General features: G+C 68.5%; 15 protein-coding genes. 5 read left to right on the forward strand and 10 right to left on the reverse strand.

The features are described from left to right. Positions 1–3: 3 nt before the first annotated feature. The 9 genes from gspD to gspG all read right to left on the reverse strand — a co-directional run bounded on the left by gspD (position 4) and on the right by gspG (position 8,695). Complete coding sequence (gene gspD / locus AC1DFU_RS24940) at positions 4–2,397, reverse strand: type II secretion system secretin GspD (protein ID WP_092300396.1); 2,394 nt, start codon at positions 2,395–2,397, stop codon at positions 4–6. A gap of 44 nt (positions 2,398–2,441) precedes the next feature. Next, positions 2,442–3,260 (reverse strand): type II secretion system protein N, encoded by an 819-nt coding sequence (locus AC1DFU_RS24945; protein WP_441593809.1) that lies wholly within the window; start codon positions 3,258–3,260, stop codon positions 2,442–2,444. Then, positions 3,260–3,841, reverse strand: coding sequence for a type II secretion system protein M (locus AC1DFU_RS24950; protein ID WP_092300063.1), 582 nt, complete (start codon positions 3,839–3,841; stop codon positions 3,260–3,262). The genes AC1DFU_RS24945 and AC1DFU_RS24950 overlap by 1 nt, the downstream gene beginning before the upstream one ends. Beyond that, positions 3,838–5,331: a type II secretion system protein GspL gene (gspL, locus tag AC1DFU_RS24955; RefSeq protein WP_092300060.1), complete on the reverse strand. Its 1,494-nt coding sequence runs from the start codon at positions 5,329–5,331 to the stop codon at positions 3,838–3,840. Before gspL ends, AC1DFU_RS24950 begins: the two co-directional genes overlap by 4 nt. A 180-nt stretch (positions 5,332–5,511) precedes the next feature. Then, positions 5,512–6,525, reverse strand: a complete 1,014-nt coding sequence (gene gspK / locus AC1DFU_RS24960) for a type II secretion system minor pseudopilin GspK (RefSeq protein ID WP_092300057.1) — start codon at positions 6,523–6,525, stop codon at positions 5,512–5,514. Then, on the reverse strand, positions 6,522–7,274 hold the full coding sequence (locus tag AC1DFU_RS24965) for a PulJ/GspJ family protein (protein WP_441593806.1): 753 nt from the start codon (positions 7,272–7,274) through the stop codon (positions 6,522–6,524). Before AC1DFU_RS24965 ends, gspK begins: the two co-directional genes overlap by 4 nt. Next, the gene (gene gspI / locus AC1DFU_RS24970) at positions 7,252–7,671 is read right to left on the reverse strand and encodes a type II secretion system minor pseudopilin GspI (protein ID WP_092300051.1); all 420 of its coding nucleotides are present in this window, start codon (positions 7,669–7,671) and stop codon (positions 7,252–7,254) included. The genes AC1DFU_RS24965 and gspI overlap by 23 nt, the downstream gene beginning before the upstream one ends. After that, on the reverse strand, positions 7,668–8,186 hold the full coding sequence (locus AC1DFU_RS24975) for a prepilin-type N-terminal cleavage/methylation domain-containing protein (protein WP_092300048.1): 519 nt from the start codon (positions 8,184–8,186) through the stop codon (positions 7,668–7,670). The genes gspI and AC1DFU_RS24975 overlap by 4 nt, the downstream gene beginning before the upstream one ends. Before the next feature lie 29 nt (positions 8,187–8,215). Continuing rightward, complete coding sequence (gene gspG, locus AC1DFU_RS24980; RefSeq protein ID WP_092300045.1) at positions 8,216–8,695, reverse strand: type II secretion system major pseudopilin GspG; 480 nt, start codon at positions 8,693–8,695, stop codon at positions 8,216–8,218. Positions 8,696–8,872: 177 nt separating this feature from the next. On the opposite strand from gspG, the gene AC1DFU_RS24985 reads away from it, so the two are divergent. The 5 genes from AC1DFU_RS24985 (at position 8,873) to AC1DFU_RS25005 (ending at position 12,935) form a co-directional block, all read left to right on the forward strand. Continuing rightward, positions 8,873–9,325 (forward strand): RrF2 family transcriptional regulator, encoded by a 453-nt coding sequence (locus AC1DFU_RS24985; protein WP_092300042.1) that lies wholly within the window; start codon positions 8,873–8,875, stop codon positions 9,323–9,325. 103 nt (positions 9,326–9,428) lie between these two features. Further along, a complete protein-coding gene (locus tag AC1DFU_RS24990; protein WP_092300039.1) occupies positions 9,429–10,649 on the forward strand; it encodes a globin domain-containing protein in 1,221 nt (406 codons plus the stop codon). Positions 10,650–10,729: 80 nt separating this feature from the next. Beyond that, positions 10,730–11,428 (forward strand): general secretion pathway protein, encoded by a 699-nt coding sequence (locus tag AC1DFU_RS24995; RefSeq protein WP_255370959.1) that lies wholly within the window; start codon positions 10,730–10,732, stop codon positions 11,426–11,428. A gap of 165 nt (positions 11,429–11,593) precedes the next feature. Continuing rightward, positions 11,594–12,214 carry an EF-hand domain-containing protein gene (locus AC1DFU_RS25000; RefSeq protein WP_092300036.1) on the forward strand — a complete coding sequence of 207 codons (621 nt, stop codon included), beginning with the start codon at positions 11,594–11,596 and terminating at the stop codon, positions 12,212–12,214. Positions 12,215–12,443: 229 nt separating this feature from the next. Continuing rightward, positions 12,444–12,935 carry an Lrp/AsnC family transcriptional regulator gene (locus AC1DFU_RS25005; protein WP_092300033.1) on the forward strand — a complete coding sequence of 164 codons (492 nt, stop codon included), beginning with the start codon at positions 12,444–12,446 and terminating at the stop codon, positions 12,933–12,935. Between the two features lie 87 nt (positions 12,936–13,022). Here AC1DFU_RS25005 and AC1DFU_RS25010 read toward each other — a convergent pair whose 3' ends face one another. Then, positions 13,023–13,730, reverse strand: coding sequence for a GNAT family N-acetyltransferase (locus AC1DFU_RS25010; RefSeq protein ID WP_092300030.1), 708 nt, complete (start codon positions 13,728–13,730; stop codon positions 13,023–13,025). Positions 13,731–13,864 lie beyond the last annotated feature (134 nt).

Below are 13,864 nucleotides of genomic sequence, written 5' to 3' on the forward strand. Positions count from 1 at the left end.
CCTTTAACCGGCGCGTGGCGTATCGGTGGCTTGCGAGCCCTTGGAGATCGGGCGCGGCGCTGCCTGCGGGGCCGGCGACGGCGCGGCAGGCAGGGTCGGGTCCAGCGGCAGCGGGCTCTGCACCGGCCCGTTGTAACGCGGATCGACGAACGGCGCGCCCGGCGCGTCCGCCGGCGGCAGCACTGGGGTGTCCTTGTCGCGTACGAACATGTTAGGCGAGACGAAGCCCTGCTGCTGGCCGCGGATGTACTCGTAGCGGTCCTGCGTCAGGCGGTCGGTGGCCTGTGCCGTGCGCATGATGTACGGGCGCAGGAACACCAGCAGGTTGGTCTTCTTGCGGTTCTTGTTCTCGTAGCGGAACAGGGCGCCGAGGTAGGGAATGTCGCCCAGCAGCGGCACCTTCTGCACGCCGTCGCCGTAGCTGTCCTCGATCAGGCCGCCCAGCACGATGATCTGGCCGTCATCCACCAGCACGTTGGTCTCGATCGAGCGCACGTTGGTGGTCGGGCCCTGCGTGGCGTTGATCGTGTTGGCCACCACCGACGAGGACTCCTGGTAGATCTGCATCTTCACCAGCCCGCCGTCCGTGATCTGCGGCCGCACGCGCAGCGTGATGCCGACGTCCTTGCGGTCGAAGGTCTGGAACGGCGTGACCGAGGCCGAGCTGCCGGTCTGGGCGTAGGAGCCGGTCGTGATCGGAATGTTCTGGCCGATCAGGATCTTGGCTTCCTCGTTCTCCAGCGTGATCAGGTTCGGCGTGGAGAGCAGGTTCACGCTGTCGTTGCTGCCGAGTGCGCGCAGCAGCGCGCCGAGGCCGATGGCCTTGTTGACCACGCCCAGGTTCAGGCCGCCGATGTCCGGCACCAGCTGCGTGGCGGCCGCGATGCCCGCCGTGCTGTCGTTGTTGATGGCCGCGATGGCGCCGGTCAGGTTGATGATGTTCTTGCCGCCCGAGCCGAAGTTCGTGCCCGCGAAGCCGATGGCGTTGCCACCCGAGTTGATCAGGCCCTGCCACTGGATGCCCAGTTCGCTGGCCTGCGTGGCGGTCACTTCCACGATCATCGACTCGATGTAGACCTGCGCGCGGCGCGCGTCGAGGTCGTCGATCACGGCGCGCAGGTTGCGGTAGACCGGCTCGCTGGCGGTGATGATCAGCGCGTTGGTGGTCGGGTCGGCCTGGATCGTGCCGCCGGTGGTCGGCTGCTGGTTGACCGCGAACGACGACGAGAAGGCATTCGAGCCGCCGCCGCCGAAGCCCGAACCGCCCGACGAGCCCGAGCGGCCATAGCCGCCGCTGCTGGACGAGCCGCCGCCGTACTGGCCGCTCTGCGTTGACGCCTGGTTCTGGAACGCGCCGGACGTGGCGGTGTTGGCGCCCGCGCCGGCCGCCCCGCCCTGCTGCGTGGAGCTGGCGAAGCTGGTGTCGGCGGCGACGATGGCGCGCAGCGTGGCCGCCAGCTTCACCGCATCGGCGTTCTTGAGCGGCACCACCCAGATATTGCCGGGGCGGGCGTAGGGCTGGTCGAGCTTCTCGATCAGCTGGCGCGCCTGCTGCACGCGCGCGCGGCTGGAGGCGCGGATCATCAGCGAGTTGGTGCGTGGCTCGGCCACGACCGAGGTGCGCAGGCTGGCATCGCCCCCGGGGGCCGCGCCGCCGCCGGCGCCGCCGGAGGCCGACGGGTCGAGCAGCCGTTGCAGGACCACGGCGGCGTCGCTGGCGATGGCGTTCTTCAGCGGAATCAGTTCGACTTCGCCCGACGCCGGCGCATCCACGGCGGCGATGATGCGGGCCAGCCGGCGCAGGTTGTCGGCGTAGTCGGTAATGACCAGCGTGTTGTTGGCCGGGTAGGCGGTGATCGTGTTGTTCGGTGCGATCATCGGGCGCAGCACCGGCACGAGGTTGTTGGCGGACTCGTAGTTGAGCCGGAACACCTGCGTGACGACCTGATCACCCCGGCTCGAGCCGGCGCCGATCACGGTGGGCGAGCCCTGCAGCTTGGCGTCGGCCTCGGGCACCACCTTGGTGAAGCCGTTGCTCTCTACCATCGCATACCCTTGCATGCGCAGCACCGAGCCCAGCGTCTCCAGTGCCTGCGCGCGCGACACCGGCTGCTCCGTCACCAGATTCACCGTGCCCTTCACGCGCGGATCGATGACGAAGTTCTTGCCCGTGGCCTGGCCTACCGCCTTGACCACCGAGTCGAGGTCGGCGTTGACGAAGTTCAGCACCACCTGGTCACGGTTCTGCGTGCGCGGCGTGATGTCGTTGGGCTGCGGCGGCTGGCCCTGGCCCTGGGCCCACAGCGGGGCAGGGGCCAGCAGGGACAGGCCGCACAGCAGCGCGGTGGCGCGGGCGCAGGCGGTACGGAGAAAGCGGTGGTGTGCGTGCGTTGTCATCATGGTTCTAGGCGTGCTGCGCTCGGTCAAGGGCTAGTGGTGGCTCAGAAGCGCAGCCGTGTCACGTTGTTCTCATGTCTACCCAGCAGGCTCAACAGCCCTGCCAGTTGCGTGGCGGCGTCGGGGTCGGTACGGGCCGTGCCCTCGAAGCGTGCCTGCCGGCCCAGGGTGCCGCTGCCCTCCAGGTACAGCGGTCCGGCCGTGGTCTTCAGTTGCAGCTTGCCGTCCACGCCGGCCAGGTCCACTTCGGCGCGATAGCTGCCGAGTGGACGTAGCCGGCTCACGGCGGAGGACACCTGGTCGAACTGCAACGTCAGGTGCCCGAAAGTCTGGCTGCCGGTCTTCTTGTCGCCGAACTGGCCGCGCAGCGCGGACCAGTCGATCCGCATCTGGCCGTCCGGCCGCAACGTGTTGAACGGGGCGCCGATGCCTTCCAGCAGCGCGGCCGGCAGGCGGATGGCGCCGGCCTGCGCGGTCCAGCCGGTCGGTGTCACAGCCAGCGTCACCGGGGCCGCCATGGCCTCGGTGTGCGCCAGCGCCACGCGCAGCGTCCCGACCAACAGCGGCCAGCCCGCCACGTTCCATTCGAGCCGGCCCGGCAGGACCGTCGCGGTCTGGCTCCCCGCGCCGGCGGAGAGCGCCAGCGTGGCGCTGCCGTGCCAGATCGTGCCGGCCGCGTCGGCCAGCAGTACCCGGCGCTGCGTGCGGCTGGCCACGCTCTCGGCCAGCCATGCGGCGGGCGCGCAGGCCGCTACCGTCACGGCTACCGTGGCGACGCCCAGCAGCGCCCAGCGCACGCGCTTCCAGCCACGCGCCACGGGCGCGCGCCGGCGCGTCAGACGCAGCGATTCCAGCCGGACCATCAGTTTCGGCCGCCCGAGCCGGGGCCTTGCAGTGTGGCGGTCACGTTGACCAGCGCCGTCGCGCCCACGTAGGCGATACGGGCATCGACCACCTTGAGCCGCTGCTGCGCGCGTACGTCCTGGAGCCAGCCGGCCACTGCGCCGAACGGTACTTTATCGAGTTGAAGCTGCACGGCATTGTCGCCGGTCGGCGCCAGCCTGGTCGGCTTCAGGCCATGCTGGCCCATGCTGTCCTGCAGCGCCTGGGTCAGGGCATCGCCGCGCAGCGTGGGGGCCGGGCTGGCGGCCAGGCCGCGTGCCTCGTGCGCCAGCGTTTCCATCTCGGCAAGGTCCGCGCGCATCTGCGGCAGATTGCGATTCAGGCGGGCGCGGCCATCGGCGGCCGGTTCCCACAGCAGCAGGTAGCCGAAGACGAGCACCAGCAACACGGCGCCGCCGCCGAGGATGGCCTGCTCGCGCGGGTTGCGGGCGTTCCAGAAGGCGTCGAAGCGTTCGCGCCAGCGTTCCGGCACACGCGGTTTCAGGCGCGCGAAGCGGGCGGAGAGGGCGCTGGGCCGGGCGGAGGGACGCGACATTTTCATGATGCGGCCTTCACGGTCCAGCGCGTGGCGCCCTGCGGGGGCGAGCTGCCGCCGCGCGCGGCGTCCGGCGGATTCTTGTCTTCTTCCATCTGCAGGCCGGTCTGGCGCACCGCGTTGCGCAGCGCGCCGGTGTTGGTGCCGGGTTTCAGCGTCACATAGAGCGTGCCCGCGCGGTATTCCAGCGCCAGCAGCGCATCGGGCGGCAACTGCTGGGCGCCGCGCGCGAAGCCATCGGCCAGCGGCAGGAAATCGCCCGGCACGCTACGCCCGCTCGCCGTGCGCAGCTGTTCCACCTGGCGGCGCATCAGCAAGGGCGGCTCGGCGATCTGCGGCACATTGGGGAAGGCGGTGTGGAGCAGGTCCGCCTGCGCGGCCTCGACCCGCTTCGCCTCGTTGCGCAGCAGCAGCCACTGGATATTCACGCCGATGATCTGCACCAGCAGCAGGCCGATGGCCAGCGCCACGGGCAGGCGCCACGCGCGCAGGTTCCAGCGATCCATGCGGCCCTGCGCGAATTCGAACTGGGCGAGGTCGAGCTGGGGATTCTGCAGGCAGTCTTCGGCGCCAACCAGCCAGAGGCGCCAGGCATCGGAAATCCGCGAGGCACGGGCGACCGGCGGCTGCGCGTGGAGTGCCGGCACCGGGGCGTGCGCGCGCGCCGTAGCGTCGCCATGCCATTGGCCGGCCGGAGCCAGCGCCTGCCAGGCCGCCAGCGCGGCATCGCCCAGCATCAGGCCGAAACCCTCGTACTGGCCGGTGCGGGCCGTGACCTGCCACATGCGCGTCGCTTCCGTCGTGGCGGTGGCCGTGACGTCGAGCAACGAGGCGGATTGCGAAAGTGCTGTGGCAGCCGCCTCCACGATCAACGTGGCAGGCTGGACTGGGGCGGTGGGCTTCGATGCAGCCACGGCAGGCGCCGGTTGGGCAGCGCCGGCACCAGCCAGCACGGGCTCGGGCGCCTCGGCGTCGGCCGGCACCGCTTCGACCGGTTCCGGCAACGGCAGGCAAAGCTGCGCGGCCACCACGTGGCGGCGGCGGTGCTTGTGTTCGGCAAAGTTGTCGAGCGCGGCGCGCATCCAGGCGCGGTCCGTCACCATCAGCAGGCGGCGGCGCGCGCCACGGGCGGTCGCCGTCGGGTCCAGCGCCGGCCCGAGCGCGATATGGCAGGGGGCGGCGTCCGTCGCCAGCATGTCCTCGACCAGATTCGGCAGGGCCAGCCGCAGCCGCGCGGGCGGCAGCGGGGGCACCATCGCCGTGGTCAGCAGCACGTCTGAGGCGGCCACGATCAGCACCAGGCGGTCCGCCGCCGGCATGTCGGCGGCCAATGCGTGGCCTTCGCGCAACAGTTCGGGGGCGTGGGGCAGGCCCGGGCGGCGGCTCTTGTCCGCCACCGGCGTGCGGACCAATGCAAAAGCCATGGCGCCAAACTGCCACGGTTGCGGCTGGTCGTGCGGCCGTTGCGGCAGGCGGACGTAGAGGGTGGTGCTCAAGGGTTACCTAAATGGAATCGCTCGGTCGGGGTGGGGCGGCGCGGCAGGCCGCCCGGGTTCGGCGCAACAGCGTACCTTGCCTGTGTGACTAAAGCACGTCAATACAGTCCTGTCTGAATCTGGTCTCGACGTTTGTCCGACATTTATGGAGCATGCCGCACCCGGGGGTGCCCGCATGACTCAGGGCGCCTCCGGCAGGCGGTCGGTGTCGCGCACCCAGAGTACACGGGTGGTGTTGCCGCTCCCGAGCGTGGACGCGCGCTGGACCAACGACACCTGCAGCCGCCGCGCGCGCTCGTGCCGCACCAGACCATACACCAGGAAATAGTGGGTGCTTACCTCAAGCGCTTCGCCGGCGGTGCTGCCGGCCTGCGGCGCGACGGCGCGCAGCTGCGTGCTGATGTCGCCCGTATTGCGGAAGTAGGCGCGGTCGCGCTGGCGCACCAGCTCGCGGGCGCGGTCCAACGGCAGCTTGTCGATGGCGGCGGCCAGTACCTCGGGCTCGGCCGTGTTGGCATTGATCTTGGTCCGTTCGGGCAGGAAGGCGATGAACGGGTCCAGCGCCGCCACCATCTCCGGGTTGTAGCCGGGAATGGCGAGCAGGTCGGCGGCGGTGTCGGGCGGGCGCGGCACGGGCTGGCCGTCGGGCGACGCCCCGCGTGCCGCGCGTACCAGATACTGCGCGGTCGGCTCTGCCAGCGACGGATTCATGCCGAGCGTTTGAAGCAGGCGGCGGTAAACCAGCAGCGAGGGCAGGTCGATCTCCACCACGCGCCCGCTGCCCGAGGCGTTCCAGATATAGAGGTTGTTGAGGTTGAAGCGCGCCTGGGCATCGACGATGCGGCCAGACAGGAACGAGGTCTCCCCGGCCTGGTCCGTGCGCAGCCCGGCGCCGAGGAAGTCGGACAGCCGCGTCTCCGCCACCGGCACCGACCACGGCTCGCCGAGATAGTCGACGTTGGAGCGGCGCTGGTCGTCGCGCAGGATCAGCCGCGCCCAGTCCACGGCCGCGCGCTCGATCCACGCGGCCTGCGCGGTCAGGCGCTGGTTCTCGATCGACCGGATCTGCACCTGTTGGCGCCACAGCATGCCGGAGACGATGACCACGGCAAGCGTCACCATCAGCAGGGCCGTGACCACGGCGGCGCCGCGCTGGTGGGTACGGTGGCGAGGGAGGGCAGGGCGCGCGTTCATAGGCCGGTCATGCAGACTTTCTGGAACCGGCGTGGCGCGTCGCCATCGCCCATCTTTGCCAGCACGGTCAGCTCCAGCGCGCGCAGCGTGGCATTGCCGTTGATGTTGGCGGGGCCGGCGTCCGCGTCGCTTGCGCCAGCGGTGCCGGCTGCGGTTGCGGCCTGCGCCGCCGCGCTGTCGATGGCGCTCTGCTGCATCAGCGCGGCCCGCACCCGGCCGTTCTCGGCCTGCCAGCCGGCCGGCTCCACCCAGACCCGCGCGGCCAGTTCGGCCGTATCGGGCAGCAGTGGCCGCACCTGGGCGCCGCCGGGCGCGCCCTGGCGCAGGTTCACCATCGCACCCTGCACCGCGTTGCGTGAGAGCGCGGGGCGGCTGGCCATACGGACCAGCGTGTTGTTATCCAGACGGTAGACCACCACCTGCCAGGCGGTGGGCTGGCCTTCGTCGCGGCGGTCGCGCACCAGCATCAGCTGGTTGGCGCCGAGTTCCACGGGGCTGGCCTGGAGCTGGGTGGGATTGGCCAGGTGCTCGCAATCGGACTGGAACTGGCCGTAGAGCACCTTCAGGGCGTCGAGGCGTGCGTCGTGATCGGTCAGGCGTTCGCGGCTGCGCGTCAGGGAATCCAGCGCACGCCAGCCAATCACGGCCATCACGGCCAGCAGGGTGATGGCGACGAGCATCTCCAGCAGCGTGAAGCCGCCACGCCGGCTGCGGGGGGAGGGCCGCTCAGAGGACGCCGCGCGTTTCATTGGGAACCAAAGTGACGAGCCAGGCCAGCCTGACCGATTTGTCGGTGGCCGACGGGTACACGGCAATTTCCACGCGCCGGAACGACGGATTGGGGGTGCCCGAGACCGATTCCTCGCACCAGAGCGGGGTGCCGCCCTGCGGGCAGTCGTAGCCGCGCGTGCCGGGTTCAGGCCAGGTCTTGGAGAGCCGCAGCGTGGCGAAATGGTTCTCGGCGCTGAATTCGGCCAGCATGCGCGATTGCAGCGCGGCGCTCGACTCGGTCATCGAGCCCATCGCCCGCATGGCGGCCGTGAGCGCCACGGCGAGGATGGTCAGCGCCACCAGCACCTCGATCAGCGTGAAGCCGGATCGGTATTGCTGGCGGAGGGTCGATCGGGAGGCAGGGCGGCGGCTCATTGCGGCACCGTGGCCTGGTAGCGACCGCTGCCATCGCCGGTGATGTCCACGCGGATGTCGCCGCGCGTGAGGACCAGCCGCTGCGGCTCGTCCACCAGTTCGCGGCCGAATACCAGCCGCTGCGGGCCGGTGCCCACGCGCCGGCCGCCTTCGACGATCATCACGCTGTCCAGCCCCAGCCGCCAGTGGCCGGGCGCGAAAACATCGGCGCGCATCGGCACCCAGCCTTGCGGGGTGGATTCCAGGAAGCGCCAGCCGCCGGCATCGCCCTCCCAGGCCAGCGGGCGGGCGCCCAGTTGGGCGTCTTCCTGGGCGAGTTCGAACAGGCGGGCGATGCGCTGGCCGTCATCGAGCACACGGCCCCGCTCATTGGGCGAGGCATTGACGGCCACCAGGGAGATGACGATGCCGGCGATCACCATGACCACCAGCAGTTCGAGCAGCGTGAAGCCGGCGGGCCGGCGGCGCTGCGGGCAAGGGCGGCGCGGGAGCAAGGCGGGCGTCGCCGGGGCCATGTCGATGAAGGGGCAGGAGGCGGGAGGACTTATTCCCAGTTGCCGATATCGGCGTCGTTGGCGCTGCCGCCGGCCTGGCCGTCGGCGCCAAAGCTGAACACGTCGATTTCGCCGCGCACACCGGGGTTCAGGTACTGGTAGGCATGGCCCCAGGGGTCTTTCGGCAGCTTTTCGAGGTAGCCGCCGCCCTTCCAGTTGTTCGGCACCGGCTCGGTGGTCGGCTTGCTGACCAACGCCTGCACGCCTTGCTCGGTGGTCGGATAGCGGCCGTTATCGAGGCGATACAGCTTGAGCGCCTGCATGATCGACGAGATATCCTGGCGCGCGGCCACGATACGGGCTTCGTCCGGGCGGCTCATGATCTTGGGCACCACCAGCGCTGCCAGCACCCCCAGGATGACGATCACCACCATGATTTCGATCAGGGTGAAGCCGCGGGCACGGCGCTGGCCATGCGGGCGGGCAGTGGCGGGCGTGCGGGTGGAGGAGAAGTTGGCGAATCTGCGCATCGTGGTGTCTGGCCTTATCGGGATGGACATTCCGCGCCTGACGGGCAGGCACGGCCGGGTATGGCCAGAAAGTATAACCCCCATGGCGTGACTGTTTCGTGTGGGGTGTGGCGTAGCCGGCAGGCATGCATTTATATCTTGCATCTTCAATGCATCTTATCTAGTATTTCAACCACGATGCAACTGACCCGTTTTTCCGACTATGCGCTGCGCCTGCTGATGTATGTATCGCGGGCGGATGGCACCCGGCCGATCACGATTGCCGAGGTCGGCCAGCAATTCGACATCTCGCACAACCACCTCGTGAAAGTGGCCGCGCGGCTGTCGAAGCTCGGCTGGATCACGGCCACGCGTGGCCGCCACGGCGGCCTGCAGCTTGGGCCGGGTGCGGAACGGCTGTCGGTGGGCACGATCCTGCGCGAGCTGGAAGGGCACAAGTCGGTGGTCGACTGCGCTGATCCGCCGTGCGCGCTCAAGGGCAACTGCCGGCTGAAGCTGGCGCTGGACGAGGCCGAGGAGGCCTTCTACCGCGCGCTGGACGGCGTGTCCCTGGGCGATGTCATTGGCAGCCGTACCGCCGAGTCGATCATCACCCTGCATCGTAATTTCCTGAACCGGCGAGCAGCCTGACGGTTCCGGGACATCAGATCCCGGACCCCCGAGCCATGCGCCGGTTTTATTGTGCGATAAAACATGCATCTAGTATGCATGATAATTAATCGGAGTTTTCCAAATGCTGTCGGCAGCTTCCCGCCCCTACATCGATGCCAGCGTTCCCGTGCTGCGTGAGCACGGCCTTGCCATCACGACGCACTTCTATCGCGAAATGTTCGCCGCGCGGCCGGAACTGACCCGGCTGTTCAACATGGGCAACCAGGCCAATGGCGCGCAGCAGCAGTCGCTGGCCTCCGCGGTGTTCGCCTACGCCGCCAATGTGGATCGCGCCGACGTGCTCGCGCCCGTGGTGGAGCGCATTGTCCACAAGCACGTGGCCGTGGGTTTGACCTCCGCGCACTACCCGATCGTCGGCAAGCACCTGCTCGAAGCGATTGCCGCCGTGCTCGGCGACGCCGCCACGCCGCCCCTGATGGCCGCCTGGGACGAAGCCTACTGGCTGCTGGCCGGCGAACTGATCGCCGCCGAAGCACGCCTCTATGACCGCCACAACGTGAAGGCGGGCGAGCTGCAGGCCGTACGCGTGGTGCGCCGCGAAAACGAAGGCGATGCCGTGGTCGCGCTGACCCTCGCCGCCGAGGATGGCACGCCGCTGCGCGACTTCGCGCCGGGCCAGTACATCAGCGTGGAAGCCAATTTTCCCGATGGCGGCCGTCAGCTGCGCCAGTATTCGCTCTCCGCCGAACGTGGTGTGGCGACGTGGCGCATCTCGGTCAAGCGCGAGGCCGGCAATGCCGAGACCCCGGCCGGCGCCGTCTCCAACTGGCTGCATGACACCGCCCGTGTTGGCACGACGCTGAACGTGAGCACGCCGTGGGGCGACTTCGCGCCCGCGCTGGCTGGCAACACGCCGATGGTGCTGATGTCGGCCGGTATCGGCATCACGCCGATGATCTCGGTGCTGCGCACGCTGGCGCTGGAGAACCCGAACCGTCCGGTGTTGTTCGCCCACGCCGCGCGCCATGGCCGTCACCATGCCCATCGCAAGGACCTGGCCTGGGCGCGCGAACGCATGCCCAACCTGCGTACCCATATCAGCTACGAGACGCCCCAGGACGGCGACGTGGCGGGGCATGACTACGACCACGTCGGCACGCTGCCGATCCACGCGCTGCTGACCACCGAGGAAACCTCCGCGTTCCAGGACGGCCAGGTCTATATGTGCGGTCCGATCGGGTTCATGCAGGCCCAGCGCCTGGCGCTGATCTCGGCGGGGATTCCTGTGGGCCATATCCATCGCGAAGTGTTCGGTCCGGACCTGCTGGACGACCTGCTCTGACCCGCTGACTGACAGCCGACACACGCGTCTGGTACGCTAGGCGATCTTCTTTGATCGCCGGCGTGCCGGCGTACTGTCTCGTGGCCACCCTTTCCCGGTCTCCGCTTCGCTTCGACCTCTCCGCTCCCTGGCTGCCCCGCGTCGCGGGGCTGTTGCTATTTGTGGCGCTGTGCGCGCTGGTGACGCACTGGGTGCTCGCGTTCAGCGCGATGCGCACGATCCCGGTGCCCAAGAGCGCGCGTGTGGCGCAGACGGAGGCAGTAGAGACGGGCGCCGTGGCTACGCTGTTCGGCGGCAGCGCCCAGTCGGGCGTGCGTGACGTGCAGTTGATCGGCGTGGTGGCGGACCTCGATGGCGTGGGCCCGGCCGCCGCCATCCTTTCGCTCGATGGCGGGCCGGCCAAGTCCGTGCGCGCCGGGACGTCGCTGTCGCCGCAGATCAAGCTGACCGAGATCCATGGCCGCAACATCGTGATCGAACGCAACGGCGTGCGGCAGGAAATCGCGCTGCCGCTCCAGACCGGCGTCAGCGCCGGCAGCCGTGGCACCGCGCCGGCGGCCCCGCCTTCCGGGGCTGCCGCGCCGCTCTCCACGCCGCTGCAACCGCCGGCCAACCTCGCACCGCCGCCGTCCGTGACGGCTGGCGCGATGGCGCAACCGGCCCAGCCACCTCAGCAGCCCTATCAACCGCCGCCGCCGCAGACCATGCAGCCGCAGCCCCAGGTGGCGCCGGCCCAGATGGCTCCCGGCGGCATGCCGGACGCGCCTGGCGGCGGCTGACCCGCCACCGTTTCAAACCATTGCGCAATATTGGCCTGTCTTTCGCCTGTTTACGCGAGTCATCCTTTCTGTGAGGCCCGTAACATCGTATTAAAAGTGCCAACTTTGCGAGATCGTCTGCGTTCTAATCCGTACATGCCCAACATGACGAAAAGGAGCACAGACATGCAACGGACTCACACGACGCACATCCTGAAGAAGCTGGCGGCCGCCTCGGCCATGGTCGTGGTCGCGGGCGCCGCTTTCGCCCAGGCCACCACGCCGGCCCCGGCACCGACCACCCCGCCGGCCGCCCAGGGCCCGGCAGGCGCCCCGCGCGGCGACATGGGCCGTCACCACGGCGGCCCCGGCCACCATGGCGGCATGTGGCTGAAGTCGGTCGATACGGACGGCGACGGCGCCATCTCGAAGGCCGAGGCCGACGCGATGTTCGCCAAGATCGATACCAACAAGGACGGCAAGCTCGACAAGTCGGAACTGGCGGCCTACCGCAAGGCGTCGATGGAGGAGCATCGCGCCAAGATGCGCGCCGAGTTCGAAGCCAAGTTCAAGGCGGCGGACAAGAACAACGACGGCGCGCTGACCCGTGACGAGTTCAAGGCCGCGTTCCCGCGCATGGCCAACCGCTTCGACACGATCGACGCCAACCGCGACGGCAAGGTGACTACCGCCGAAGTGGAGTCGAGCATGAAGAAGATGCGCGACGAACACATGAAGCACCACGGCGGCCCTGGCCGCAGTCCGGGCGCCTCGGCCCCGGCGGTGCCGTCGAGCAGCGGCGGCTAAGCCTTCGCCACCCTGCTGGAAAGCGCGACCTTCGGGTCGCGCTTTTTTTTGCCTCAGTACCTCGGAAAGTGCCGAAGTTGGCACCATCCTTGCCTCTCCGGGGCGCACCGCCGGCGCACGTCGAGGGCGGTTCAGGCGGATTCCTCATCAAATAAATTGCGTAGTTGTGCCTGACTTGCTAAATTTGCGCAAAAAAATTGCCGACAAATATACTGCGGAGCAACAAAACGTGAGCAAGGTGGAGCTGGACAAGATCGACCGCAAGATTCTGGAGGTCCTGCAGACCAACGGGAGGCTGACCAACCTGGAAGTGGCCGAGCGCGTGAACCTGTCGCCGAGCCCATGCCTGCGCCGGATCCGCCGCCTCGAGGAAATCGGGGTGATCCGCCAGTACGCGGCGCTGCTCGAGCCCAACAAGATCGGGCTGGGGCTGCTCGCCTATATCAATGTGCGGCTGGAGAAGCAGGGCGGCACGCCCAAGGGCAAGGCGCCGCTGGACCTGTTCCGCGCGGCCATCCAGAACTGGCCCGAAGTGGCCGCGTGCCACGCCATGACCGGCGAGATGGACCTGCTGCTCAAGGTCTATGTGCAGGATATGGAGCACTTCGCCCGCTTCATGCAGGAGCAGTTGCTGGCCCATCCGTCGGTGATCGATGTTCGTTCGAGCTTCGCGCTGGAGTCGATCAAGGACACCACGGCGCTGCCGGTGGCCGGCGACTGATCGACGAAATCGGCTCGTAAACGCAATCGACGCACCACCAGGGTGCGTCGATTCGTCTTGCGATTCGTGCGATAACGGGCCGAGCCGTCAGATCACGTGCTTCTGCGGCAGCAGCGAGCGCCAGAAGCGCAGGCCGAAGCGCCGTGCGTCGCGCAGGTTGCGGCGGACCATGTAGTCGAGGTCGGCCACCTGTTCGTCGAGCGCCTCGGTCAGGCGGCTCACGGTGTCGGCGGGCGGCAGTTCCAGGTAGGCATCGGCCTCGCCATAGGCGTATTGCACCTTCATGCCGGCCTTCTTGGCGATGTGCATCATCGCTGCATTGCGCGACAGGCAGTGCATGTACAGCGTGCGGACATTGGTATTGCGGCCATGCATTGCGGCACGCTCGAACAGCGCGCTGCCGATGCCCCGGCCCCGCGCGCTCTGCGACACCGACACGCCGAACTCGGCCACGCGGCCCTGGGCGTTGTCGCGCAGGTTGGCAAAGTGGCCCACGCCGATCAGCACGAGGTCTTCGTCATAGACGCCGAACACGGTGTCGTGGTCGAAGTCGATGCTGTCGACGTAGCCTTCGATCACATGGTCGCCAACGGACTGGCCAAAACGGAGCAGGCGATCTTCCTCGCCCAGGGCGAGAAAATGCTTGAGCAGGCGCGAGCGGTGATGCGCGGCCAACTCCCGCACCAGAACGGTGGGGCGATGTCCGGAGCGGCTGGCGGCACTGGCCTCGGCGGCACGGCGAAGATCTTCATCGGTTACGGCACCGACGGCCTTGCTCAGTTCGAGCGGGTTCACTTTGGTTTCCTCTTGCTGCGATCAGTATGAAAAATAGCACCCACACAGTGAATGCCCAGCCACTTTTGGCGTATCTCGGGGCAAACACTAGGTTGCTGCAATGCGAAAAGTATTGTAGTGGAATTGTCAGGGTC

The organism is Cupriavidus sp. 10L45, assembly GCF_056395225.1.